At 64.6% G+C, this 23958-nt stretch carries 24 protein-coding genes; 11 read left to right on the top strand and 13 right to left on the bottom strand.

Annotation, left to right across the window (positions count from 1 at the left end; translation table 11 throughout):
• The first annotated feature begins 126 nt into the window (after positions 1–126).
• Both LB525_RS03170 and LB525_RS03165 read left to right on the top strand, forming a co-directional pair.
• Positions 127–1674: a sigma-54-dependent transcriptional regulator gene (locus LB525_RS03170; RefSeq protein ID WP_224543387.1), complete on the top strand. Its 1548-nt coding sequence runs from the start codon at positions 127–129 to the stop codon at positions 1672–1674.
• Positions 1675–2053: 379 nt separating this feature from the next.
• Positions 2054–3910, top strand: a complete 1857-nt coding sequence (locus LB525_RS03165; RefSeq protein ID WP_224524230.1) for a DUF882 domain-containing protein — start codon at positions 2054–2056, stop codon at positions 3908–3910.
• Positions 3911–3980: 70 nt separating this feature from the next.
• Here the strand turns inward: LB525_RS03165 and LB525_RS03160 are convergent, their stop codons facing one another.
• Positions 3981–4619, bottom strand: coding sequence for a 2-dehydro-3-deoxy-phosphogluconate aldolase (locus LB525_RS03160; protein ID WP_224543385.1), 639 nt, complete (start codon positions 4617–4619; stop codon positions 3981–3983).
• Positions 4620–4764: 145 nt separating this feature from the next.
• Between LB525_RS03160 and LB525_RS03155 the strand changes: the two genes are divergently transcribed.
• The 3 genes from LB525_RS03155 to LB525_RS03145 all read left to right on the top strand — a co-directional run bounded on the left by LB525_RS03155 (position 4765) and on the right by LB525_RS03145 (position 7549).
• Complete coding sequence (locus LB525_RS03155; protein WP_224543384.1) at positions 4765–5694, top strand: rhodanese-related sulfurtransferase; 930 nt, start codon at positions 4765–4767, stop codon at positions 5692–5694.
• Between the two features lie 122 nt (positions 5695–5816).
• Positions 5817–6548: a tellurite resistance TerB family protein gene (locus LB525_RS03150; protein WP_224543382.1), complete on the top strand. Its 732-nt coding sequence runs from the start codon at positions 5817–5819 to the stop codon at positions 6546–6548.
• A gap of 239 nt (positions 6549–6787) precedes the next feature.
• On the top strand, positions 6788–7549 hold the full coding sequence (locus LB525_RS03145; protein WP_224543380.1) for an SDR family oxidoreductase: 762 nt from the start codon (positions 6788–6790) through the stop codon (positions 7547–7549).
• A 12-nt stretch (positions 7550–7561) separates the two neighbouring features.
• Here LB525_RS03145 and LB525_RS03140 read toward each other — a convergent pair whose 3' ends face one another.
• A complete protein-coding gene (locus tag LB525_RS03140; RefSeq protein WP_224543377.1) occupies positions 7562–8746 on the bottom strand; it encodes a pyridoxal phosphate-dependent aminotransferase in 1185 nt (394 codons plus the stop codon).
• Positions 8747–8828: 82 nt separating this feature from the next.
• On the opposite strand from LB525_RS03140, the gene LB525_RS03135 reads away from it, so the two are divergent.
• From LB525_RS03135 to denD, 4 genes are read left to right on the top strand one after another with little or no spacing between them, the layout of a single operon-like run.
• Complete coding sequence (locus tag LB525_RS03135; RefSeq protein ID WP_224543373.1) at positions 8829–9515, top strand: GNAT family N-acetyltransferase; 687 nt, start codon at positions 8829–8831, stop codon at positions 9513–9515.
• 13 nt (positions 9516–9528) lie between these two features.
• Positions 9529–10512: a cation diffusion facilitator family transporter gene (locus LB525_RS03130; protein ID WP_224524246.1), complete on the top strand. Its 984-nt coding sequence runs from the start codon at positions 9529–9531 to the stop codon at positions 10510–10512.
• 51 nt (positions 10513–10563) lie between these two features.
• Positions 10564–10770 carry a hypothetical protein gene (locus LB525_RS03125; RefSeq protein WP_224543371.1) on the top strand — a complete coding sequence of 69 codons (207 nt, stop codon included), beginning with the start codon at positions 10564–10566 and terminating at the stop codon, positions 10768–10770.
• Positions 10771–10772: 2 nt separating this feature from the next.
• Positions 10773–11747, top strand: coding sequence for a D-erythronate dehydrogenase (gene denD / locus LB525_RS03120; protein ID WP_224543369.1), 975 nt, complete (start codon positions 10773–10775; stop codon positions 11745–11747).
• A 66-nt stretch (positions 11748–11813) separates the two neighbouring features.
• On the opposite strand, the gene LB525_RS03115 is transcribed toward denD, so the two are convergent.
• The 4 genes from LB525_RS03115 to LB525_RS03100 form a co-directional block, all read right to left on the bottom strand.
• Complete coding sequence (locus LB525_RS03115) at positions 11814–12881, bottom strand: nickel/cobalt transporter (RefSeq protein WP_263492675.1); 1068 nt, start codon at positions 12879–12881, stop codon at positions 11814–11816.
• 154 nt (positions 12882–13035) lie between these two features.
• Positions 13036–13704 (bottom strand): DUF1007 family protein, encoded by a 669-nt coding sequence (locus LB525_RS03110; protein ID WP_224543366.1) that lies wholly within the window; start codon positions 13702–13704, stop codon positions 13036–13038.
• Positions 13705–13783: 79 nt separating this feature from the next.
• Positions 13784–14683, bottom strand: coding sequence for a LysR family transcriptional regulator (locus tag LB525_RS03105; protein WP_224543365.1), 900 nt, complete (start codon positions 14681–14683; stop codon positions 13784–13786).
• 2 nt (positions 14684–14685) lie between these two features.
• The gene (locus tag LB525_RS03100) at positions 14686–15882 is read right to left on the bottom strand and encodes an amidase (protein WP_224543363.1); all 1197 of its coding nucleotides are present in this window, start codon (positions 15880–15882) and stop codon (positions 14686–14688) included.
• A 542-nt stretch (positions 15883–16424) separates the two neighbouring features.
• Here LB525_RS03100 and odc2 point away from each other — a divergent pair.
• Positions 16425–17558: an ornithine/lysine decarboxylase gene (gene odc2 / locus LB525_RS03095; protein WP_140842090.1), complete on the top strand. Its 1134-nt coding sequence runs from the start codon at positions 16425–16427 to the stop codon at positions 17556–17558.
• Positions 17559–17835: 277 nt separating this feature from the next.
• Positions 17836–18426: a GNAT family N-acetyltransferase gene (locus tag LB525_RS03090; protein WP_263481553.1), complete on the top strand. Its 591-nt coding sequence runs from the start codon at positions 17836–17838 to the stop codon at positions 18424–18426.
• A gap of 120 nt (positions 18427–18546) precedes the next feature.
• Here the strand turns inward: LB525_RS03090 and LB525_RS03085 are convergent, their stop codons facing one another.
• From LB525_RS03085 to flhA, 7 genes are all read right to left on the bottom strand, one after another.
• Complete coding sequence (locus LB525_RS03085; RefSeq protein WP_027165149.1) at positions 18547–18831, bottom strand: SCP2 sterol-binding domain-containing protein; 285 nt, start codon at positions 18829–18831, stop codon at positions 18547–18549.
• 191 nt (positions 18832–19022) lie between these two features.
• Positions 19023–19550, bottom strand: coding sequence for a hypothetical protein (locus tag LB525_RS03080; protein ID WP_224543362.1), 528 nt, complete (start codon positions 19548–19550; stop codon positions 19023–19025).
• A 30-nt stretch (positions 19551–19580) separates the two neighbouring features.
• Positions 19581–20000, bottom strand: coding sequence for a hypothetical protein (locus LB525_RS03075; RefSeq protein WP_224543360.1), 420 nt, complete (start codon positions 19998–20000; stop codon positions 19581–19583).
• Between the two features lie 8 nt (positions 20001–20008).
• Positions 20009–20578, bottom strand: a complete 570-nt coding sequence (locus LB525_RS03070; RefSeq protein WP_224524267.1) for a rod-binding protein — start codon at positions 20576–20578, stop codon at positions 20009–20011.
• A gap of 70 nt (positions 20579–20648) precedes the next feature.
• Entirely contained in the window at positions 20649–21035 is a 387-nt protein-coding gene (locus tag LB525_RS03065; protein ID WP_224543359.1) for a hypothetical protein, read from the bottom strand.
• 2 nt (positions 21036–21037) lie between these two features.
• Positions 21038–21790 carry a flagellar biosynthetic protein FliR gene (gene fliR / locus LB525_RS03060; RefSeq protein ID WP_224543358.1) on the bottom strand — a complete coding sequence of 251 codons (753 nt, stop codon included), beginning with the start codon at positions 21788–21790 and terminating at the stop codon, positions 21038–21040.
• Positions 21787–23874: a flagellar biosynthesis protein FlhA gene (gene flhA, locus LB525_RS03055; RefSeq protein WP_224543357.1), complete on the bottom strand. Its 2088-nt coding sequence runs from the start codon at positions 23872–23874 to the stop codon at positions 21787–21789. Before flhA ends, fliR begins: the two co-directional genes overlap by 4 nt.
• Positions 23875–23958 lie beyond the last annotated feature (84 nt).

The following is a 23958-nucleotide window of genomic DNA, read 5'->3' as shown; positions in this document are numbered from 1 at the left end:
TCAAAGGGGAAAGGAGAAGCCGGTCAAATCCTAAGGAATTCGTTCACCGGGTTTTTTGAAACCTTATTTAGAACCCTGTGCCAAGATGATCCATGGGATTTTCTCGGGCGGACAACTCAAACAGTCATGACAGGTTCCATACTCATAGTCGATGACGATCCGGTGCAGCGCAGGCTGGTCGAGGCCGCGTTGACCAAGTTCGGCCACACCGCGATCATCACGGATAGCGGCGCCGCCGGCCTCGACGTGCTCGACGGGCCGAACGCGCGCGAGGTCTCCGTCGTCATTCTCGATCTCGTCATGCCCGGTCTCGACGGCATCGGCGTGCTGAAGGCGATGCGCGAGCGCGCCATCAACATTCCCGTCATCGTGCAGACCGCCCAGGGCGGCATCGAAACCGTCGTCTCGGCGATGCGGCACGGCGCCTTCGACTTCGTCGTCAAGCCGGCATCGCCCGACAGGCTGCAGACCGCGATCTCCAACGCGCTCAAGGTGGAAGCCGTCGAGGACGAGATGAAGCGTGCGTCGCGGCGGCGCGGCGGCGGCCACCTCACCTTCAAGGACATGATCACGCGCAGCCCGGCAATGGACCGCGTGATACGCCTCGGGCAGAAGGCGGCGGCCTCCAACATCCCGATCCTGATCGAGGGCGAATCCGGCGTCGGCAAGGAACTGGTGGCGCGCGCCATCCAGGGCAGCGGCGACCGCCGCTCAAAGCCCTTCGTCACGGTCAATTGCGGCGCTATTCCCGACAATCTGGTCGAATCGATCCTGTTCGGCCATGAGAAGGGCTCCTTCACCGGCGCCACCGATAAGCACATCGGCAAATTCGTCGAGGCGAATTCCGGCACGCTATTCCTCGACGAGATCGGCGACCTGCCGCTCGACGTCCAGGTCAAGCTTTTGCGTGCCGTGCAGGAAGGCGAGGTCGATCCTGTCGGCGGCCGCTCGACCGTCAAGGTCGATATAAGGCTGATCTCGGCCACGCACCGCAACCTTCTACAGCAGGTCAAGGACGGCAAGTTCCGCGAGGACCTGTTCTACCGGCTGAACGTCTACCCGATCTTCGTGCCGCCGCTGCGCGACCGCCGCGACGACATTCCCTACCTGGTCCGGCATTTCATGGAAAAGGTCGCTCCGACCGATCCGCGCCGCCGCCTTGCCGGCATATCGGCCACGGCGCTTGCGATGCTGCAGGCCTATGACTGGCCGGGCAACATCCGCCAGCTGGAGAATGCGGTCTTCCGGGCGTCGGTGCTTGCCGAGGGCGACGTGCTGACCGAGGAGGAATTCCCGCAGATCCGGGCGCAGGTGGAAGGAACCGTGAATCTCGGAGCGGAACCGAGGTCCGCCATCACCGATACGGTTGCGGACACGACTCGCCAAGGGGATGAGACTGTCGCAGATGCAATGGGAGCCGGCTTGTCCGACGGCGAAGCGTCAGCCAGGCCGCAGCCGCGTTTCGGAACGCTCCGTGCGCTCGATGAGCGCGGCAATGTGCGGGCGCTGGCCGACGTCGAGCTCGAGATGATCAAGCTTGCGATCAACCATTACAACGGCCAGATGAGCGAAGTCGCCCGGCGATTGGGCATCGGCCGCTCGACACTCTACCGCAAGTTGAAAGAATATGGCATTGATCCCGAAGCTGGTCGCGTCGACCGGCTTGCCTCATGAGGGGCAAGCCTCGAACCAGCTTGCCTGCCTAAAATCCGAATCAAATTGTCGCTTTTGACCTGAAAACGCTTGGTTTTCAGCGGTTGGCGTCGCCGAGGATCACGCATTAAGGCTAACGGTAACAGATCGTGTTCTCGGCGAGACCGGATTCTTGATATAAACCAGCGGTTTACCACGAAATGCTGTGCGTCATTTTTGACGGGATATCGCCACGGTGTTACCGCATTTCGGCTTCAATAAACGATGATTAACCATTAGGATCGATATTCGGATGTGAAAACGACGCATCCGTTTGGTCAAATCCGGGGACAAACGGCAGCCTGCAAGGCCATTTGATTTGAACAAAGTCGAACGACACAACAACGGGCGGCATTTTAACATGAGCGTCTGGCCGAGGTGGCTGACGTTCGTGATTTTGGCCGTCGGTTTTCTGTCCGCGGCGACGTCGGGCGCCCGGGCCGAGGTTCGTACGCTCAAGCTCTATCACCTGCACACCCACGAGAAGGCCGAGATCGTCTACAAGCGCAACGGCCGCTACGATCCCGAAGGCCTGCGCAAGATCAACATCATCCTGCGCGACTGGCGCCGCAACGAGCCGACCAAGATGGACCCGCGGCTGCTCGACCTCGTCTGGGAAGCCTATCGCGAAAGCGGCGCGACCGACTATATCCAGGTCGTCTGCGGCTATCGCTCGCCGTCGACCAACGCGCTGTTGCGCTCGCGCAGCCGCGGCGTCGCCGAGAAGAGCCAGCACATGCTGGGCAAGGCGATGGATTTCTACATCCCCGGCGTGCCGTTGAAGAAACTGCGCAACATCGGCCTCAAGATGCAGGGCGGCGGCGTCGGCTATTACCCGACTTCCGGGTCGCCCTTCGTGCATATGGATGTCGGCAACGTGCGCCATTGGCCGGGCATCAGCCGCCAGGAACTGGTCAGTCTGTTCCCCAACGGCAAGACGCTGCATGTGCCGAGCGACGGACGCCCGCTGCCCGGCTATGAGCAAGCAGTGGCAGCTTACCAGGCCCGCAAGGGGGCCGGCACCCCGAACATCGAACTGGCCAGCGCCGGCGGCTCGACCAAGCGCTCCGGCGGCCTGCTCGCGGCCCTTTTCGGCGGCGGTGCCGACGAGGCCGACGACGCCGCCGATGAAAGTGCCCCAGCGCCCCAGCGGAAAGCCGTGAAGCAGGTTCAGGTCGCTACTGCTGCCACGGCACGCGACAGCAATCTTCCGGGCATCGCGATTGTTTCGCCGAAGGATGCCAAGCGCGCCAGCATCCCGCAGATCGCGGATGACGGCGCCGACGAGCAACAGCAGGATACGCCGGAGACGATCATCGCCGCCCTGCCGCCCAAGGAAATCCCGCTGCCCGATTTCGCGCCGCGTCCGAAGGTTGATGTCGGCCAGCAGACGCCGCAGAACGTGCCGTTCGCCATGGCGGATGCCTCGGCGACGACGGAGCAGGCGGTTTCGACTGCGCAGGCGCCGGTGCCGGACAAGGTTCCGTTCGCCACGGCCAGCGCCGCCGAGGCCGCGAGCACCGATCCGGCCCAGGTAGCGGTCAACAACATCCCGCTGCCGACCTGGCGTCCCGACCGCTCGGCGACGCCGGCCGATCTGGCGCCGAAGGACAAGAGCGTGCTTCTGGCGCTGGCCGAAACGGCTTCGCAGGACAAGAGCGCGACCGACGCGTTCTCCGTGCTGCCGACCGCACGGCCGCAGCCCGGCAAGCAGGACGAGGTCAAAGCCGTTCTCGAACAGGCCAATGCCACCGTCGAGGCCGATGGCGTCGGCGGCGCCGAATATCAGCTTGCGTCGCTGACCGAGCCGGAGCCGCGCTCCGCATTCAACGATCCGTCGGGCGTCGATGCGGCCTCGCCGCGCCAGGCCATTGCCGCGCTCCCGGCCGGGAGCGATCCGGCGCAGGCGATTGGCGCCGGCGTGAAGACGACGGCCAAGGAAGCCAGGGCGTCAGCCCACGATCTGAAGCCCGGGCCCAAGGCCATGGTGGTGGCGACGCCGCCGCAAGCCGCGCGCTGGGCGTTGGGCAGCGGCGTCAACATTGCCACGGTATCCGACCCGACGACAGCGCCGCGCTATGCTTATAACATCGTGCATACGCCGCCGAGCGAAGTGTATACGGCCGGCTTCCAGGCGGATGGCGGGGTGCCGGACGCAAGCCGGTTCACGGGCAACGCGGTGAAATTCCTCTCGGTCGCGCGCTTCCAAACGAAATAGGCGAGCCAGCGTGGCCGCTGAAAAGCCGCGTTGGCCCGCCAGCGCGGCCTTGCTTTATGGGGCGGACCGATTACTTCTTGAGCTTGCTCGCCTCACGCGCCAGCGCTTCGATCTCGTCCCACTTGCCGGCCTTGATGAGATCGTCGGGCGCGACCCAGGAGCCGCCGACACAGATGACGTTGGGGAGGCTCAGATAGTCGGCGGCGTTCTTGGCCGTGATGCCGCCGGTCGGGCAGAATTTCACGTCGGCGAGCGGCGAGGCGAAAGCCTTCAGCGAAGCGATGCCGCCGGACTGCTCGGCCGGGAAGAATTTGAGGAAGCGCAGGCCGGCTTCGCGCGCGGCCATGATCTCGCCGGGCGTGATGGCGCCGGGCAGCAGCGGCACGGGGCTGTCCTTGGCCGCGTCGAGAAGCTGACTGGTGATGCCGGGGCTGACGATGAATTTCGAACCGGCGCGGGCTGCTTCTTCGAACTGCTTGGCATCGAGAATGGTGCCGGCGCCGACGACCGCGTCCTCGACCTCGGCCGCGACGCGGCGGATCGCTTCCAGCGCATCGGCGGTGCGCAAGGTGATCTCGATGGCCCGCAAACCGCCACGCGAAAGCGCGCGGGCGAGCGGCACGGCATCTGCCACGTTGGCGATCTTGAGCACCGGGATGACCGGCTGACCATTGAGGAGCGACAGGAGCTTTTCGGTTTTGCTGGTCATGTGCTGGTCTCCATCTCGATCGTTTTAAACCGATTAGCAGAAGGGATATGCCAAGTCCACGAAGCCCGGCGTGTCGTGATGCCGCGTGGCCAGCTGAATATCGGTCGCCTTGAAACGGCTTTCAGCACGGTCTAGTGGCATGACCATGACAACTGCTACGGAGATTCAGCCAGTCCGGGTCGCCGCGCTCTACAAATTCGCGCGGCTCGACGGATACGAGGCCCTTCGCGCGCCGCTTGCCGCCTTCTGCTGCGGCCGCGGCATCAAGGGCACGCTGCTTCTGGCGCGTGAAGGCATCAACGGCACCGTCGCCGGCAGCGAGGAAGCGATTGCCGCGCTTGTGGACCATCTGCAAGCCATCGAAGGCCTTGCCGGTCTCGAAGTCAAATACAGCGCCGCCGCCGAAATGCCGTTCCACCGCATGAAGGTGCGGCTGAAGCGCGAGATCGTCACCATGGGCGTCGAGGATATCGATCCGGCGGCGAGCGCCGGAACCTATGTCGCGCCGGCCGACTGGAACGCGCTGATCTCGGACACCGACACGCTCGTCATCGACACCCGCAACGCCTACGAGGTCTCGCTCGGCACTTTCCAGGGTGCGGTCGATCCCAAGACCACCAGCTTCCGCGAGTTCCCCGCCTGGGTCGAGCAGCATCGTGGAGAGCTCGAAGGCCGCAAGGTGGCGATGTTCTGCACCGGCGGCATTCGCTGCGAGAAGGCGACGGCCTATGTGAAGTCGCTCGGCCTCAAAAACGTTTTCCATCTCAAGGGCGGCATCCTGAAATATCTGGAGGACGTGCCGGCCGAAGAGAGCCTCTGGCAAGGCGAATGTTTCGTGTTCGACGAGCGGGTCTCCGTCTCGCATGGTCTGGTCGAGGGGGAGGCGGAGCTCTGCCGGGCTTGCCGGCATCCGCTGACGGTCGAGGACCGGCTGTCGCCGAAATACGCAATCGGCGTCTCATGCCCGCATTGCTTTGAAGTGCGGTCCGACGAGGATCGCGAGCGCTATGCCGAACGCCACCGCCAGGTCGAGCTGGCGCAAGCGCGCGGCGGCAAGCGCCATATCGGCAATTAGAGCGGCCAGTTCTGCGAGCGAAAAGCTGGCCCCGTCATTGTAATGTCGATGCACGGGGCCTACCTCTTGCCGGTCCGAAACCCTGCCCGGGCGCGTTCGCCGGGCCCATTCTGGAGGCATTGATGCTCGATCCCAAGAAGCTGCTCGACGACCTTCTCGGCTCGCAAATCCCCGGGACCGGCTCGACTGTCCGCGACAAGGCGGGGCAGGCGGTGCAGATGGCAAAGGACAATCCGCTCGCCGCCGGCGCGCTGGCAGCCGTGCTGCTCGGCACCGGCACTGGCCGGCAGGTGACGGGCGCGGCCGTCAAGCTCGGCGGCCTGGCTGCGATCGGAGGCCTCGCCTACAAGGCTTATCAGAATTACAAGGCCGGCAAGGAGCCGGCGCAGGCACCGGCCGCCGGCGAGCCAGAGCTGCTGCCGCCGCCGGCCGACACCGCCTTCCACCCCTCGCAGGCGCCGCAGGGCGAGGCCGAGTTCACGCTGACGCTGGTCAGGGCAATGATCTCGGCGGCGAAGGCAGACGGCCATGTCGACGATGACGAGCGCAAGAAGATCGCCGACAAGCTCAAGCTCGCGGGCATCGGGGCCGAAGCGGAAAAGTTCCTGCTTGCCGAGCTCGAAAGCCCGCTCGATCTCGACGCGCTGATCGCCGGCGCCAAGACCGATGCGCAGAAGCTCGAGCTTTATACCGCCTCGCGGCTCACCATCGATCCCGACACGCGCACCGAGCGCGGTTATCTCGACCTGCTCGCCGGCCGCCTCGGACTGCCGGACGCCCTGGTCGATCATGTCGAGGCGACGGTTTCGGCGGCCAAGGTGCCGGCGGGAACGGCGCCCAATTCGCCGTGGTGATTCGGCGTGGTAAACGTCCTTCGGGGAGGCCTTGCCGGTCGTTAATCTTCCGTTAACCCAGCAAGCGCATCATTCTAATCAGTCGGACCGGCTTTTCTTCCTCCCAAGCACGGTTCAGATCGGGGCGGTCGCCAATGGCCGCCCTTTTTGTTGGCCTTTTCTTTATTGCCAACAGCGGCTTGCCATGACCCCAGGCATTTGCGATGCCACGTCTTTCCATCCATGACCGGAGGACGGCGATGACAGCCATAGCAGAGAAGACCGCCATCGTTACCGGCGCCGGCACCGGCATCGGCAAGAGCGTCGCGACGGCGCTGCTCAAGGCAGGCTGGAACACGGTGTTCTGCGGCCGCCGCAAGACGCTGCTGGATGAGGCGATCGCAGAGGCAGGGAAGACGCAGGCCAAGGCATTGGCCATCGCCTGCGACATCAGCAAGGCCGAGGAAGTCGACGACATGTTCGAGACCGTGCTCGAAGGCTTCGGCCGCGTCGACCTGCTCTTCAACAATGCCGGCATGGGCTACAAGTCGACGCTGATCGACGAGATTCCGGTCGAGGTCTGGAACGACGTCGTCGGCGTCAATCTCACCGGATCGTTCCTGTGCGCTCGCGCAGCCTTCGGTGCGATGCGGCGGCAGAAGCCGATGGGCGGCCGGATCATCAACAACGGCTCTGTGTCGGCCTATGCACCGCGCCCAGGCTCAGCGCCCTATACGGCGACCAAGCACGCGATCACCGGGCTCACCAAGACGCTGGCGCTCGACGGCCGGCCCTTCGACATCGCCTGCGGCCAGATCGACATCGGCAATGCGCTGACCGAGATGGCGCAGCCGATGACGGTGGGTGTGCCGCAGGCCAACGGCTCGATCGCCGCCGAGGCGGTGATGGATGTGCAGCGCGTCGCCGACGCGGTGCTGCATATGGCCAGCCTGCCGCTCGACGCCAATGTGCTGTTCATGACGGTGATGGCGACGAAGATGCCATTCGTTGGGCGTGGATGAGCGCCTGATCGATCACTTGTTCAGGAACGCCTCGATCCGCTCCAGCGCGCGCAGGATGTTCTCCTCCGAATTGGCGTAGGAAAGCCGGATATAGCCTTCGCCGAGCACGCCGAAATCGGGGCCGCCGATGAGCGCCACGCCGGCGTCTTCCAACAGCGCCGAGGCAAGCTTCTTGGCCTTCCAGCCGGTCTTCGAGACATTGGGGAAGGCATAGAAGGCGCCCTTCGGCGTGATGCAGGAAATGCCCGGGAGCGCGTTCAGCCCTTCGACCACGATCTTCCTGCGGTTGTCGAAGGCGCGCATCATCTTCTCGACGTCGTCTTGCGGGCCGTCGATCGCGGCGATGCCGGCGAACTGGCTCGGCGCGTTGACGCAGGACCAGCAGTTCACCGCCAGCTTGCGAACCTTGTCGTAGAGATGCGCGCCCTTGTCGCCGTTCGGCCAGATCGACCAGCCCATGCGCCAGCCGGTCATCGCCCAGGTCTTCGACCAGCCGTTGAGCACGATCAGCCGGTCGCGGATCTCGGGGAAATTGAGTAGCGAGCAGTGGGTCTCGCCGTCATAGGTCATGACGTCGTAGATCTCGTCGGACATGATGGCGACCTCAGGGTGCTTCTCCAGGCCCTTGACCAGCTTCTCGATCTCGGCCCGCGGGGTAACGCCGCCGGTCGGATTGGCGGGCGAGTTGAGGATCAGCAGCCTGGTCCTGGGCGTGATCAGCGCCAGCGTCTCCCCGGCCGAGAAGGCAAAGCCGTTCTCCTCGCGGATCGGAACCGGCACCGGAGTGGCGCCGGTGAACTCGATCATCGAGCGGTAGATCGGAAAGCCGGGATCGGGGTAGAGGATCTCGGTGCCGGCCTCGCCGAACATCAGGATCGCGGCGAACATGGTCGGCTTGCCGCCGGGCAGGATCATCACGTTCTCGGGCGACACCTCGACGCCGGTGGTGGTCAGCGTGCGGCGCACGACGGCCTCGCGGGTGGCCAAGAGGCCGTTTGCCGGCGTGTAGCCATGGTGGCCGTCGCGCAGCGCCTTGATCGCCGCCTCGACGATGTGCTGCGGCGTCTTGAAGTCGGGCTGGCCGATGCCGAGGTTGACGATGTCGCGACCCTGATGGGCAAGCGCGGTGGCCCTCGCCAGCACCGCGAAGGCATTTTCCTCGCCGAGACGGTCGAAGGCCGCGATCGTGTGGAGCATTTTTCCCGATCCTGTGGTTCTTTCTGTGAGCGAGCGTTTTTGTGACCGTCCGCAGGCAAAAGTCAAACGGATTGGAATGGCCGTGTCGGAAGATCTGAAGAATTGGCAGCCGCGCCCGCGGCCGGAGCGCAAAGCGATAGAGGGACGCACCGTCAGGCTCGAGCCGCTGAGCGCGGCAAAGCATGGCGACGGCCTCTACGAGGCCTCCTCGGTTTCGGATGCCGGCGGACGTTTCGCCTGGCTGCCGGACTATCCGCCAGAGACCCGCGCGGCCTTCCAGCCTTGGCTGGACAAGGCCGAAGCGAGCGAGGACCCGCTGTTCTTCACCGTCATCGACAAGGCGAGCCGCAAGATCGCCGGGCGCCAGACGCTGATGCGCATCGACGCCAACAACGGCGTCGGCGAAATCGGCAACATCTATTGGGGCCCGCTGATCTCGCGCAAGCCGGCCGCGACCGAGGCGCAGTTCCTGTTTGCGAAATATCTCTTCGACGATCTCGGCTACCGCCGTTACGAGTGGAAGTGCAACAACCGCAACGAGCCCTCGAAGCGCGCCGCCGAGCGCTTCGGCTTCACGTTCGAAGGCATCTTCCGGCAACACCTTGTGGTCAAGGGTGAAAACCGCGACACGGCGTGGTATTCGATCATCGACAAGGAATGGCCGGCCTTGCGCAAAGCCTATGAGGGCTGGCTCGATCCGGCGAATTTCGATGGCGAAGGCGGCCAGAGGCGGCGGCTTGAGGATTTCCGCGCTGATTTCGGCGCGTGACAGGAGTTCAGCGATGGCGCATGACCACGCTTCGCACGATCACGGCCCGGCCGGTGCCGGCCATGTGCATGGCTCGACCGACAAGAAACGGGTGCTGATCGCGACCTGCCTGACCGCGGGCTTCATGGTCGCCGAGGCACTGGGCGGCTGGCTGACCGGATCGCTGGCGCTGGTCGCCGATGCCGGGCACATGCTGGCGGACGCCATCGCGCTCGGTCTTGCCTGGTATGCCTTCCACCTGACGGGCCGTCCGGCCACCGGCCGTCTCACCTATGGCTTCGCCCGGGTGAAGACGCTCGTCGCCTACACCAACGGCATCGCCATCTTCGTCATCGCGCTCTGGATCGTCTACGAGGCCTGGGGGCGGCTGATGAACCCGGCGCCGGTGCTCGGCGGGCCGATGCTGGTGGTGGCGGTGGCAGGCCTTCTGGTCAACATCGCCTCCTTCTTCGTGCTGCATGGCGGCGATCGGGAAAGCCTCAACATGCGCGGCGCCATCCTGCATGTGCTGGGCGACCTGCTTGGCTCGGCCGCGGCAATCGCGGCAGCCCTCATCATCCTGGCAACCGGCTGGACGCCCATCGATCCGATCCTGTCGGTGCTGGTGTCGCTGCTCATTCTCTCGACGGCATGGTCGCTGATGCGCCAGGCGGCCCACGTCCTGCTCGAAGGCGTGCCGGCCAGCCTCGATCGCGACCTGATCGCCAAGGACATCGAAGGCGCTGTCAAGGGCGTGCGCGAGGTGCACCATATGCATGTCTGGTCTCTCGACGGGACCTCCAACATGGCGACGCTGCATGCTTGCCTGAATGACGGCGTCGATGCGCATGTGGCGGTGAGCGCCATCAAGAAACGGCTTGCGGCCGAGCATGGCATCGAGCATGCCACTGTCGAACCCGAATTCGGCCAATGCGCGGACAGCCATGACGAGCACGACCACCATCATGATCACGACCATGCGCATGATGCGCCGCGCGATCGCCGGCACTATCACTGATCGCGGCGTGATGATGAACCCGAACAGCCTCGAACTGAAGAACGCCAGCTGATGGATCGTGACACCCGCAACGCGGCGACGGCCGCGGCCGTGATACTGCTCGTGTTCGGCCTCGCCGCCTATTTCCTGCCGGCCATCATGCTGGCCGCCGGCAAGGTGTCGACGGTGCTCGCGGCCGTCATCGCCGTGATCTTCATGGTCGGTCTGTTCGTCGTCCTGTGGCTGCGCGGACGCAGCCAGCGCAAGAAAGGTCTCTGAAGATGAGAATTCTGATCACGGGCGCGGCCGGCATGGTCGGCCGCAAGCTTATCGCGCGGCTCGCCAAGGAGGGCGCCTTACGCGGGCGCAAGATCACGGCGCTCGACCTGCATGACATCGTGGCGCCGCAGGCGCCGGCGCTCGCCGGCGTCGATGTCTCGATCCACACCGGCGATCTTTCCGCGCCCGGCGCCATGTCCGCTCTCGTGGCTCCGCGCCCGGATGTGATATTCCATCTGGCGGGCATCGTCTCGGGCGAGGCAGAGGCTAATTTCGACCTCGGCTACCGCGTGAATCTCGACGGCACGCGCACCCTGTTCGACGCCGTGCGGCTGGCGGCGTTCGCGCCGCGCCTCGTCTTCACCTCGTCGATCGCCGTGTTCGGCGCGCCGTTTCCGGACGTCATCCCGGACCAATTCCATCCGACGCCGCTCACCTCCTACGGCACGCAGAAGCAGATGAGCGAAGCGCTGCTCGCCGACTATACGCGGCGCGGTTTCTTCGACGGCATCGGCATCCGGCTGCCGACGATCTGCGTTCGCCCCGGCAAGCCGAACAAGGCGGCGTCGAGCTTCTTCTCAGGCATCATCCGCGAGCCGCTCGCCGGCCAGGAGGCGATCCTGCCGGTGCCGCGATCGGTGCTGCATACTCATGCCAGCCCGCGTTCGGCGGTGAATTTCCTCATCCACGCGGCCGAGATCGACGGCGACAAGGTTGGTCCGCGCCGCAACCTCACAATGCCGGGCGTCGCCGTCACGGTCGGCGAGCAGATCGAGGCGCTGGAACGCATCGCCGGCGCCGAGGTCGCGAAACGGATCCGCGAGCAGCCCGACGAGACCGTCTGGGCGATCGTCAAAGGCTGGCCGACGCGGTTCGAGGCCAGGCGGGCGAGGGAACTCGGTTTCGCCGCCGAAAGCAGTTTCGACGAAATCATCCGCGCGCATATCGAGGATGAGCTCGGCGGGAAGATCGCCTGACGTCTGCCGACACCAGGTGATGCGGGCCTGACCGAAGCTCGACCCAGCTTCGGACACTGCTTTTGATCAGACACCGCCCGACAGGCTGGCCGACAACAGCAGCAGGCCGACCAGGAAAATGAAGGCCGCGCCGCCGATCTCGACAATCGAATGGATGCGGTTGCCGAGCCGTCCGTCGCCGGCGAAATAGACGGCCCAGTTCTTCGCCGTCACTGCGAGCGTCGCCAGCGCCGAGACGGTGATCGCGGTGCCGATCGACATCGCCAGCACCGACAGCAGTCCGCCGACCCACAGGCCGTTGAGCAGCGCGAAGCTCAGCACGATCAGCGCGCCGGAGCAGGGGCGGATGCCGACGGCGGCCACCGCCGACCAGGCTGTGCGCCAGTCGAAGCGGTCGCCCGAAAGCATCGCCGGGTCCGGCGCATGCGAATGACCGCAGGCGTCGCAGACTTCTCCTGGGCCGTGGTGGTGGTGGTCGTGATCAATGTGATCGTGCCCGTGCGAATGATCATGATCGTCATGCACGTGCAGTGCATGCGCATGAGCGTGCGAATGCCCTGCGTGCCCGCCATGCGAATGGCCGGCATGAGCGGCCGACAGGCTGTAGGCAGGCGTCCTGCCGAACAGGCGCAGGATCGACGGACCGAGCTTGCGCCACAACAGCCAGGCGCCGAACAGCGTCACCAGCACGTAGCTCGAGATTTCGAGGAACCAGGCCGCGTCGGTCATCGAGATCGCGGTGCCGCGCAGCACGAAATAGGCAAGCATCATGACGACCACCGCCGTCAGCCCCTGCAGCATCGCCGAGACGAAGGAGAGCATGATGCCGCGTCTCAACGCCACTTCGTTGGCGACCATATAGGAGGAGATCACCGCCTTGCCGTGGCCGGGGCCGGCGGCGTGGAAGATGCCATAGGCGAAGGACAAGCCGATCAGCAGCCAAAGCTTGCTGCCGTCCTGGCGCATCGCCTTCATGGCGGCCGCCAGCGAATGGTAGAACTCCTGCTGACGCAGATTGATCCACATCAGGATATGGGCGAACGGACCGGTGGTGGTGGGCGCCATGCCGTCATTGGTGCCGATGCCCAGCGAGCTTTGCGCATGCGCCGCGACAGGCAGATGGGTCACAATCAAGGCGGCGGCCAAGAGCCCGAGGGCCAGTCGGATATTCGTGGGATGCCCCACGAATATCCGTTTGGATTCCCTTGTTTGTCGCAGGTTCCGATCGCAAAACCGTGAGACACTTTTGCGGAACCTGCTTGCGCGCAGCGACGGTTTCATCACCAAATCATCCTTCCGGCGGGCAGTTCAACTCGAGCTTGGTGGCGAAGATCTTGCTCATGTTGGTGCCTGTCGGATCGTTGAAGAACGCCTCCGTCAGGGTCTTCTGGTTTTCCTTGATCGCCTCGTCAGGATCGGGCCGGATGACCTTTTTGGTGCAGGTCGATGGCAGGCCTTCGACGGCAAGGTTCGCGTCGTCGGTGAAGTCGATCGCCGTATAGAAGGTCGGATCGTAGACGCCGATGTCGACCTTGCCGGCGAGCTTGATCGGCGTCTTCGGCTGCGACTCGAACAGGATGATCAGCTGGTCGTTGTCGAAGTTCGCCATCAGATGCGGCGGCGGCGCCATCGGCACGTCTTTGCCATCTTGGGTGACGAGCTGGAAGTAATTGAACTCGGCAAGCGAGGAATGGACGGTGTCGGCCACTTCCTTGAGCTCTTTGTCATCAAGTTTCAGATCGGAGTTCTTGTCGAACTCCATCATCACCGTACTCGAAAAAAGGTCGTCGAAGCGCCAAAGGTGGCGCAGCGCCGTCACACTTTGGTGATCCTGGCTGAGGATCACGTCGAGGCGAGCCTCGGCGAAGACATGCGGGTGCACCTCGGCCTGCTCGACCGAGGCGAACGTGGCCGCGAGGGCCGAAGCCAGCATGGTTGCTTGCCGTTTCAGATGCATTCCGGGCCGCGATTCCATCGACTTCGGGAGTGAGGGCCCGAGAGTTAACATAAAGGGGGCGAAATTGGGACGCGGGTTATCACGCTGTGTCGCGCGTCTTGAACCACTGCACCAGGAAATCGACGAGGACCCTTACCTTGGCCGGCAGATAGCGGCGATGCGGGTAGACGGCGAAGATGCCGGTGCCCGCCAGGAGACGATCGTCGAGCGCGGTGACCAGCTTGCCGGACGCGACGTCGGGGGCGGCGACGAAATCCGGCAGCATGGCGTAGCCCAGGCCGGAGAGCGCGGCGGCTCTTGCCACGATCGGGCTGTTGACCTCGATCGGGCCCGAAACGGCGACGCTGATGGAGTCCTCGGCATCGCCCTTGAAGCGCCAGTTGGCCAGCGAGCGGCCGTTGGTGTCGACGATGCAGGGCATGTTGGCGAGATCCTGCGGACGTGTCGGCTTGCCGTGCCTGGCGATCAGCTCCGGCGACGCGCAAAGCCTGACCGAGAACGGCGCCAGCCGCCTGGCGATCAGCGAGGAGTTCTCCAGCCGCGAGATGCGCACGGCAAGGTCGAAGCCTTCCTCGACAAGATCGACGAAGCGGTCGTCGAGATGGATGTCGAGCACGATGTCGGGGTGCTGCCTGGCGAAGTCGACCAGTGACTGGCCGATCGGCGCATCGGCGAAGGTGCGGGCGGCCGACAGCTTGATCCTGCCGCGAACGTCGCCGGAAGACTCGCGCACAGCCTCGGCGAGGCTGTCGACCTCGCGCACGATCTCGGAGGCGCGCTGATAATAGGTGTGGCCGGCTTCGGTCAGCGAGAACTGGCGCGTGGTGCGGTTGAGCAGCAGCGCGCCGAGCTCGTCCTCCAGCTCGCGCACATATTTCGACAAAAGCGCCTTGGAGCGGCCGATCTTGCGCGCCGCGGCCGAAAAGCCTTCCGCCTCGACCACGTCGATGAAGGCGCGCATGCGCGTCAATGTATCCATGGTCAGACCTTTCGTGCCGCGTCGAGAATCCTGCGGCCGAGCCGTATCAGGGCAACGTCGCTGCCGAAAGGGCCAAGCAGCGAAAGGCCGAAGGGCGCGCCGTCGACGGAGCCGATCGGCAAGGTGATCTGCGGAAAGCCCGAGAGACCGGAAAGGCACAAGAGATGCAGCGCCCTTTCGCGATAGGCCTGGAACTGTTCGGGCGTGCTTGAAGCGAGTGGCGCCGCGCCGGGAACCGTGGGCAGCACCAGAAAGCCGTTGTTGCCGAGCAGCGCCTCGAATTCGGCCCGGAACGCCAGGCGGCGCGCGGCTTCGCTGGCGACAGTTTTAGCGTCGATGGTGCGGCCGAAGCCGAAACGCTCCTCGACGCCCGGGCTGAGCCGGCCGCCGGCCGCGATCCAGGGGCCATGCTCGCGCCAGGCCTCGAAGGCCTGCAAGCGGCGGAAGCACCAGTAAAGCTCGTCCGGGAAAGAGGCGAAGGCGTATTCGGTCTCTACCGGCTGCCCGATGACGCCGGCCGCCAGCGCCTTCATGCGCGCATATTCGGCGGCTTCGGCCGGACCGATGACGAAGGCATCAAGCCAGCGGATCGACAGCGGCCGGTTGAGCGGATGCTGGTGCGGGTCGCGGCCAAGCAGCAGCTTGCCGACCGCCTCATAGGTTTCGATGTCGTCGGCGAACCAGCCGAAAGTGTCGAAGCTCGATGCCAGCTTCATCGCGCCGTCGAGCGGGATACGGCCATGGCTGGTGCGCAGTCCGATCAGGCCGCAGAAGCTCGCCGGCGCGCGGATCGAGCCGCCGGTGTCGGAGCCGGTGGCAATGTTCGCCAGCCCGCCGGCAACAGCGGCCGCCGAGCCGGAGGAGGAGCCGCCGGTGACGCGCTCGGGCGCGGCGGGATTGATCGGGTAGGGGAAATGCGCGTTCTGGCCGAACAGCGAGAAGGCCAGCTCGTCGGTCTGGGTCTTGCCGACGAATCGCGCGCCGGCGTCGAGGATCGTCTGCACCGCTTGCGCCGTGCGCGAGGCAGCGTGCGCCTCCTCGAATTTTTGCGGATTGCCGCAGCCGGTGCGGTAGCCGGCGACGTCATAGATGTCCTTGACGGCCAGGCGAAGGCCTGCGAGCGGGCCCAATTCCGCATTCGCCACAGGCATTTGGCGCAGATCGAGGAAGGCGTTCAGCGGTCCTTGAGTTCCTGGCATCGTTCGATTTCCGGATACGGTGCGACCAACATTGTTCGATGCCAGAAATTTTACAACCTGGGCTTACGATTTTTATTGATTGTGAAACCCTTCGCTCTTATATCGCGCTTGCCCAAAGTCGCACGTGCCTGTGGGTGTCCGCCGATCCTCGAATGGTGAGGGCAATCGGTAAGGTAACTGGAGCCAACCCCTCCAGTCGGTCAGTGGCCAACCACAAGACCGAGGACACCTTGAAGCAACGACGGTGCGGGCCTTTCTGGTTCTCTTCCGGTTGTCCAAAGACCGGGGTTACTAAAGAGGCACACCTTCATTGCCGGCAGTGCGGACGGGGTCTCCCATCCAAGCCAAGGCAGACAAAGCGAACCGAGGCCGGGCAAGGCCAAGGTTCACCGCCGCGAGACGGCGATTCATGGTTCCGGGGTCTCCACCGGCTGGTTCCATGGATTTTCCGTCCCGCCTTTGTCCACCGCGAGTTCGCGAGGCTGAGCGCCCGCGTTCCGCAGCCTTTGTGCGCGCCGAAAGGCGCCAATGGAGAGACCTCGATGGCCACTCAGCGCATCCTTGATTTCCTCGCCACCCGACGTCCGAACGGCCCTTGCCTCGTCGTCGACCTCGATGTCGTGCGCGACAATTTCCGCGCCTTCGAGAAGGCGTTGCCCGATTCCAAGATCTACTATGCGGTGAAAGCAAACCCGGCGCCGGAAATCCTGCGCCTGCTTGCTGCGATGGGCTCGTCCTTCGACACCGCATCGGTTGCCGAGGTCGAGATGGCGATGGATGCCGGCGCGCCGGCGGACCGCATTTCCTTCGGCAACACCATCAAGAAGGAGCGTGACATCGCACGCGCCTACCAACTCGGCATTCGCCTCTACGCGGTGGACTGCGTCGAAGAGGTCGAGAAGATCGCGCGTGCCGCTCCCGGCTCGCGCGTGTTCTGCCGCGTGCTGACCGACGGCGAAGGCGCGGAATGGCCGCTGTCGCGCAAGTTCGGCTGCGTGCCGGCGATGGCCGTCGACGTGCTGCGTCATGCCAAGGGCCTCGGCCTCGATGCCTATGGCGTGTCGTTCCATGTCGGCTCGCAGCAGACCGACCTGTCGGCCTGGGATCGCGCGCTGGGCGACGCCAGGAAGGTGTTCGCGACGCTCGCCGAGGAAGGCATCGTCTTGAAGATGGTCAACATGGGCGGCGGCTTCCCGACCCGTTACCTGAAGGACGTGCCGGCGGCCCAGGCCTACGGCCAGGCGATCTTCTCGGCCCTGCGCAAGCATTTCGGCAACGCGCTGCCCGAGACGATCATCGAGCCGGGACGCGGCATGGTCGGCAATGCCGGCGTCATCAAGTCGGAAGTCGTGCTGATCTCGAAGAAGGCCGACAACGACAATGTGCGCTGGGTGTTCCTCGACATCGGCAAGTTCGGCGGTCTCGCCGAGACAATGGACGAGGCGATCCGCTATCCGCTGGTCACCCGCCATGACGGCTCGGAGACCGCGCCCTGCGTGCTCGCCGGCCCGACCTGCGATTCGGCCGACGTGATGTATGAGAAGACGCCTTATCCTCTGCCCTTGTCGCTGACCATCGGCGACGAGGTGCTGATCGAAGGCACCGGGGCCTACACGACCACCTACTCGGCGGTCGCCTTCAACGGCTTCGAACCTCTCCGATCCTACGTGATCTGAGCATTTCGCAAGAAACCGCTCAGATCAAACCGGCGCGGGCGCCTGTCGCCCGCCCGGGCTCGCTTGTGGGACAGATCTCCGCTCGTGAAGGATCGCGGACATGGAATACCTGACCAAATCGGCCTTCGCGGCCACTGAAATTGCCCCCTCATCCGGACCGTTGGCTGAGCTTTTCTCCGCGGGGGAGAACGGCTCGACGGCAGTGCTTCTTGGCGCATTTTCTTACGGCGAACCCGTTTCCACTTCGCCTGAAAATGCGTTTGCGCCCTCCCTGGCCTTGCGGGCACAGGCTGGCTCGCGCGGCGCGCCGGACGAGGGGGCCGCCCAGGCGCCGGCCTTCGTCATTCTTGGCGAAGGCGCGGGCGACGTCGCGGCGCGCGAAGCGCTGCTCGACCGCGCCATGGGGCCGAAGCGCAAGAAGAAGTCATCCGAGAAGCTGCGGCGCGGCCGCCGGCCCTCGGAAGGCCTGGCCTTTGTCGCCCGCGATGCGTCGGGCGCGGTCGTCGGCACGGTGCGGCTGTGGGATGTGAGGTTGGGCGAGGGCGGTCCGGCAGCGCTGCTGCTCGGCCCGCTCGCGGTCGAGCCGGGATTGAAGAGCGGCGGCATCGGCTCGGCGCTGATGCGGCACGCACTCGCCGAAGCGGCGCGGCTCGGCCATGGCGCGATCCTGCTCGTCGGCGATGCGCCCTATTACGGGCGGTTCGGCTTCTCAGCCGACCGCACGGGGGCGCTTGCCATGCCCGGCCCCTATGAGCGGCACCGGCTTCTGGCGCTGGAACTGCAGGAAGGCGCGTTGGACGGCGCCAAAGGCACGATCAAGGCCGCCGGCCGCAAGATCAAAGGACAGGCGCTGGGTTTCGTCGCCTGAAGCCTTTGTTTTCACGCAATTCCGGACGGAAACCCGCTACGCACTTTTCCTGGAATTGCTTTAGGTTCGACAAAAACAGCAACGCCGCCCATCGGGCGGCGTTGCTGTTTTTGCGAAGGATCAGCCGAGCAGCTGGCTGAGCGCCATGGCGACGGTCATGTCGCCCTCGACCTTCAGCTTGCCGGACATGAAGGCCATGGTCGGATTGAGGTCGCCGGCAATCAGCGAATCCAGATCGTCGAGCGACAGCTTGACGGTGCAGTCGGTCGGCGCATCGGTGGTCGAGACGGTCGCGCCGTCGATGACGATGACGCCGTCGCTGCCGGTGTCGAACTTGACCGAATGCTCGAAGCCGGCGCTTGCCACGCGCGACTTGATCTTGTCGGCAATCTCCTGAACGCCCATGGCGGTTCTCCTCGTTGGTTGCGTTGACGCGCACCGGCGCTTGGCCGCTGGGCGAGGTAGACGCGCCGCGCTCCAGCGCGACCACAGGCGCATATAGCTTCGAGTTGACGTTTACGTCAACGCGGTCACCATGCGTCATATCGCTTAGGGAAACTGGGCCATGTCTATCGCCGGCGCACGCGGCTAGGCAGTCAATGCTCCGGCGCCTGGAAAGGCTTGGTCATCGCCGCCGCGGTGTCGCCGGCATTCTTGCGGCGCCGAAGCGCGTTGTCGCGGATATCGTCCTTGGACAGGAAGTTGACCTGGTCGATCAGCACGTCGTGCACCAGCTCGACGCCGACGCGGGTGTTGATGGTGTCGCGGATCGACTTGCGGAAAGCGTCGAGATCGATCGATTCCTTCTTGGTGAAATCGATCTGCGGGTTGGAATAGAGATAGGAATAGACCTGGTCGGTCATCAGCGCCTGCGCCGGGATCGACAGCTTCTTTATCTGGTCCGGCTCCACCGTGTAGACGAGCTTGGTGAGGAAATAGCCCTCGATCGTCCCGTCGCGCAGCAACGGCACCGAGATCATGTCGGTCTTGACATAGTCGAGGCCGCCCAGCATCGGCTTCGGCGGCTCGGCCGCGCCGCGCTGGCCCGCCGCCTGGAAGGAATAGAAGACCGCGCCGAGCGTCACGGCGCAGATCCACAGCGCGGCGGCGATGAATTTTATCACCGGGTCTGTCCTTGCGCCTCGATCATCTCATCAGGCTCGGGCCATTCCGAACTCACCGGCCGAATAGGTGCCGTCGGTCTCGGCGCGCTGGATGGCGTTCCTCAAAAGCGTGGCGACTTCGTTGACCGCGTTGAGATGGGCAAGGATCGCCGCCTCGTTCCTGGCCAGCTTCTGGCGCAGCCGCAGCAGGCCTTCGCGATGCTGCTCGAGGAATTCGATCTCGTTGGCGCCCTTCATGGCGCGGTTCAGCTCGTAGAGATACCGGCTCTTGCGCGCGTTCGAGGCCTTGAGATCATAGGCCGTTCCGCTGCGGATGCCGGCGGTTTCCTCGTCCACGACTTCCTCGATGCGACCGATGATGGCGGCGAGGTTGCCGGGTCGCGCGGCGGCGGGCGCCTCCATTGCGCTGGTGCGTGCGGGAAGGTTGGAAAGCTCCGTTTGGTCGGCCATGTAGGTCCCTAGATCTTGATATCTGTTTTTATGATCGTCTCGTCGCCGGTCATCGACCGTGCTGCTTTGCGCTCAAGCTCCTCGATCATCGAGGTCGAAAGCCGGGTCTGCCGGTCGATCTCGGTTTTCTGCGCTCCACCGGCAATGGGGCCGACCGGCACCTTGTGCTTGCCGTCGAGATAATGGTCGGCAAGCATGGATCTGGCGATGCCGATGCCGCCATGCGCGGCCATGACATCGGCCACCTTTTCGGCGAGCTGCGACTTCCACATGTCGCCGGCCAGGCCCTTGCCGTAAACACCCTCGGTGTCCTTGGGCATCATGTTCTGGATGAAGGTGGTCAGCACCATCGCCTCGAAGCGCTGGAACTTCTTCGCCGGATTGGCGGCTTCCGCCTTGTCGGCCGTTGCGCGCGAGAGAATGGAGCCGGCATCGACCGTCGCGGATGGATCGACAGAGAAAGGCGCCGAGGTGCCATTCGCCCTTCTCGCGAGCGCCGCGCGCGCGGCCTCGACATCGGCCGGCTCCGCTGCGCGGGCAACGTCCATGACGATGTCGCTGGGTGGGGAAATGGCCAAGAAAGTCCGCCCTTTGTCGGTTTTGTTAGTTGCACAATGACTGAAGAAGCTTGTGGCAGGCTTGCGATGATCAGCCGTCGGAGGTTCGCTTCTGCATGATCAGATCGAGCCGCTCGCGGTCGGAGCGTTCGCGCTCGTCGCGGCGGCGCTCGTCCTTGTAGGCGCGCTCGACCATGTTGGTGCGCGCCGTCGCAGTGGCGATCAGCGATACTTCCTGGCGGGCGTTCTCGAGGTTCCGTTCCTGACGGCCGAGCGCGTCGGTGATGCGGCGGTGGTAGATTTCCGGAAAGAGGGAACCCAGCGAGCTGTCGGTGTCGAAGCGCTCGATCAGCTCCTTGGCCTCCGTTTCGGCCTTGAGGGCGGCGGCGAGGAAGCCGGCATGGCGGGTCTCGTGCAGCGCTTTCAACTGCTCCTGCACCTTGACAAGTTTCTTCAGGCGGTCTTTGCGCGCAGTCATGGCTATCTCGCCAGCGTGAGGTCGACGAAGCCGTCGACGAACAGCGACAGCAAGGTGCCGACGGCGAAATAGAAGATGATCATTCCGCCGGCGATGACGAAGGGCAGCGAGATGAAATAGACCGGGATCTGCGGCGTCAGCTTGTTGACGAAGCCGATCGTCAGATTGACCAGGATGGCATAGGCGACGAACGGGCTGCCGAGGCGGATGACCAGGAAGAAGGCATCCGATACCGTGTCGGTGACGTCGACCAGCGCGGCCTGCGGGTTGAAGAACACGTTGACCGGAGCGACCGTGTAGGAGGCGACGAGCGCCTTGACGATCTCGTGGTCGAAGTCGAAGACGAAGAGCAGAAGCAGCGCCGAGAACGAGATGATGGCGGCAAGCGCCGCCTGCGGTTCCGGCTCCTCGATCGCCGGTCCGCCCGAGCCGCCATAGCCGATCAGCATGGCGATGGCCGAACCCATGAAGCGCAGCGCCTCCATGTAGAGCCTGGTCATGGCGCCGATCAGGCCGCCGACCAGGAGCTCCGAGAAGATCATCGGCGCCAGGATCTGCGGGCGCGGATCGACGAACGGGTAGATGCGGTCCCACAGGAAAGCGAGCAGGCCGCCGGTGGCGGCGAGCGAAACGAACAGCCGGATCTGCAGCGGCACGCGGGCGCTGGACAGGCCGGGCATCAGCATGAAGCAGGCGCCGATACGGCAGAAGGCGAGGAAGGCGGCGATGACGACGCCTTGCGAGAGCGCGTTCACGAGATTGTTCCGAGCACCTTGATCTCGACGCCCTTGGCGATCTCGACATGGCTGAGAACGGGAAGCGTCGTGAACAGCCGCTCGATGATCATGCGTACATAGGGACGGGCGTCGGGCGCGGTGACGAGCACAAAACGCTCGCCGGCCTCGAGATGCTTGCGGATCGCCTTGGTGGCGTCCTGGCCGAATTCCTCGAGCTGACGCGGATCGATGTCGAACTCGCGCACCTCGCCCTTGGCGTCGCGTTTGAGGCTCTGATGAAAGGCCAGGTCCCAGCGGTTGCCCAGGCGCAGCACCTTGAGCGTGCCGCCTTCGGAGAGGTCGCCGCAGATCTGCTGCGCCATGCGGATGCGCACGTGCTCGACGATCTGCTCGGTGCGGCGCACATGCGGCGCGATCTCGGCGATCGCCTCGATGATCAAATGCAGGTTGCGGATCGAGACGCGCTCGGCGAGCAGCAGCTTCAGCACGGCCTGCAGGCCCGGATAGGAGATGTGCGAGGTGCATATCTCGTCGGCGAGCTTGCGGTATTCCGGGTCGAGCCGCTCCAGGAGCGCCTTCATGTCTTTGTAGGACAGAAGCTGCGGCAGGTTGTTGCGTATCACCTCGGAGAGATGCGTGAGCAGCACCGACATGTTGTCGGCGAAGGTGAAGTTCTCGCGTCTCAGATCCTCGGCGAAGGTTTCGAGCACGGAATAGGCGCGCATGCCGAAGGCCGGCTCGCGGATTTCCTCGCCGGGGATTTCCGGCACGCCGCGCGTGCCGAGCAGCACCATGATCTCGCCGACCCGCATCTGGTATTCGGCGACCACTGTGCCGTGCACCTTGATCTGATAGCTCTTCGGCGGGATGGCGAAGTCGTCGGCGACGCGCACCTCCGGCACCACGAAGCCATATTGCTGGGCGAATTTCTTGCGCATCTTCGACATGCGGAACACCAGTTCCTGGTGCGCCACCATCAGCCTGGTCGAAAGCTGCTTGCCGATCAGAAGCTCGATCTCGGCAGTGACCAGCGAGGCCTTGACCGAGTTCTTCTCCTCCTCGACCTTGTTGGCCTTTTCCTGCGTCTTCAGGGCTTCGGCGGCGGCACGCTCGCGGCTCAGGCGCAGCGGGATGATGTAGCCGAGGCCGGCCATGCCGCCGGCGAGCGCGAAGAAGGGGAACAGCGGCAAACCGGGCATCAGACCGAGGATGACCAGCAGCGAGGCCGCGACATAGAGGGCGCGCGGATGCGCGCCGAGCTGGCCGAACACCGCCTGGTTGGCCGAGCCGCGCGTGCCGCCCTTGGAGACGAGCATGCCGGCGGCGAGTGAGACGATGAGGGCCGGGATCTGCGTGACGAGGCCGTCGCCGACCGACAATTTGATGAAGACGTCGGCTGCCTGGCCGAGGCCCATGCCGTGGCGCAGATAGCCGATGGCGATGCCGCCGACGATATTGATGGCGGTGATGATCAGGCCGGCGATGGCGTCACCGCGCACGAATTTCGAGGCGCCGTCCATCGAGCCGAAGAAGGAGCTCTCCTCCTCCAGCTCGCGGCGGCGCAGCTGCGCGGTCTTCTCATCGATCATGCCGGCGGAAAGGTCGGCGTCGATCGACATCTGCTTGCCGGGAATGGCGTCGAGCGTGAAGCGCGCGCCGACCTCGGCGATACGGGTCGCGCCCTTGGTGATGACGATGAAGTTCACCACGATCAGGATCATGAAGACGATGAGGCCGATGACGAAGTCGCTCGACATCACCAGCTTCGAGAAGCCCGAGATGACATAGCCGGCGGCATGCGTGCCCTCGTTGCCGTGCGACAGGATCATGCGCGTGGTGGCGATGTTGAGCGATAGCCTGAGCATGGTGGCGATGAGCAGCACGGTCGGGAAGGACGAGAAGTCGAGCGGCCGCTGGATCCACAGCGCCACCATCAGGATCAGCACCGAAAGCGCGATCGAGAAGGCGAGGCCGATATCGATCAGGAAGGCCGGAATCGGCAGGAACAGCACCGCCAGGATGAAGACGATGCCCAGCGCGAAGAAGATGTCGCGGCCGTTCTTGACCGCCAGGCCGGACGGAAGTGTTTCGCTGATCGCCATGTCGTCCTCAAATCCAGGGCAGCCACGCACAGGGCAGGCCCTCGACCGTAGCCCTCCAAGCTTGCGCGAAGGTGGGAGAGCGGC

It is taken from the genome of Mesorhizobium sp. CA16 (genome assembly GCF_020165175.1).
Lineage (GTDB): Bacteria > Pseudomonadota > Alphaproteobacteria > Rhizobiales > Rhizobiaceae > Mesorhizobium.
The sequence above is the reverse complement of the archived record's forward strand: the minus strand, read 5'-3'. Positions and strand labels throughout refer to the sequence as shown.

Bases quoted from the DNA above. Each gene is read 5' to 3' on its own strand.
- LB525_RS03170 (WP_224543387.1), top strand. From the start codon at position 127: ATGACAGGTTCCATACTCATAGTCGATGACGATCCGGTGCAGCGCAGG.
- LB525_RS03165 (WP_224524230.1), top strand. From the start codon at position 2,054: ATGAGCGTCTGGCCGAGGTGGCTGACGTTCGTGATTTTGGCCGTCGGT.
- LB525_RS03160 (WP_224543385.1), bottom strand. From the start codon at position 4,619: ATGACCAGCAAAACCGAAAAGCTCCTGTCGCTCCTCAATGGTCAGCCG.
- LB525_RS03155 (WP_224543384.1), top strand. From the start codon at position 4,765: ATGACAACTGCTACGGAGATTCAGCCAGTCCGGGTCGCCGCGCTCTAC.
- LB525_RS03150 (WP_224543382.1), top strand. From the start codon at position 5,817: ATGCTCGATCCCAAGAAGCTGCTCGACGACCTTCTCGGCTCGCAAATC.
- LB525_RS03145 (WP_224543380.1), top strand. From the start codon at position 6,788: ATGACAGCCATAGCAGAGAAGACCGCCATCGTTACCGGCGCCGGCACC.
- LB525_RS03140 (WP_224543377.1), bottom strand. From the start codon at position 8,746: ATGCTCCACACGATCGCGGCCTTCGACCGTCTCGGCGAGGAAAATGCC.
- LB525_RS03130 (WP_224524246.1), top strand. From the start codon at position 9,529: ATGGCGCATGACCACGCTTCGCACGATCACGGCCCGGCCGGTGCCGGC.
- LB525_RS03125 (WP_224543371.1), top strand. From the start codon at position 10,564: ATGGATCGTGACACCCGCAACGCGGCGACGGCCGCGGCCGTGATACTG.
- denD (WP_224543369.1), top strand. From the start codon at position 10,773: ATGAGAATTCTGATCACGGGCGCGGCCGGCATGGTCGGCCGCAAGCTT.
- LB525_RS03110 (WP_224543366.1), bottom strand. From the start codon at position 13,704: ATGCATCTGAAACGGCAAGCAACCATGCTGGCTTCGGCCCTCGCGGCC.
- LB525_RS03105 (WP_224543365.1), bottom strand. From the start codon at position 14,683: ATGGATACATTGACGCGCATGCGCGCCTTCATCGACGTGGTCGAGGCG.
- LB525_RS03100 (WP_224543363.1), bottom strand. From the start codon at position 15,882: ATGCCAGGAACTCAAGGACCGCTGAACGCCTTCCTCGATCTGCGCCAA.
- odc2 (WP_140842090.1), top strand. From the start codon at position 16,425: ATGGCCACTCAGCGCATCCTTGATTTCCTCGCCACCCGACGTCCGAAC.
- LB525_RS03085 (WP_027165149.1), bottom strand. From the start codon at position 18,831: ATGGGCGTTCAGGAGATTGCCGACAAGATCAAGTCGCGCGTGGCAAGC.
- LB525_RS03075 (WP_224543360.1), bottom strand. From the start codon at position 20,000: ATGGCCGACCAAACGGAGCTTTCCAACCTTCCCGCACGCACCAGCGCA.
- LB525_RS03065 (WP_224543359.1), bottom strand. From the start codon at position 21,035: ATGACTGCGCGCAAAGACCGCCTGAAGAAACTTGTCAAGGTGCAGGAG.
- flhA (WP_224543357.1), bottom strand. From the start codon at position 23,874: ATGGCGATCAGCGAAACACTTCCGTCCGGCCTGGCGGTCAAGAACGGC.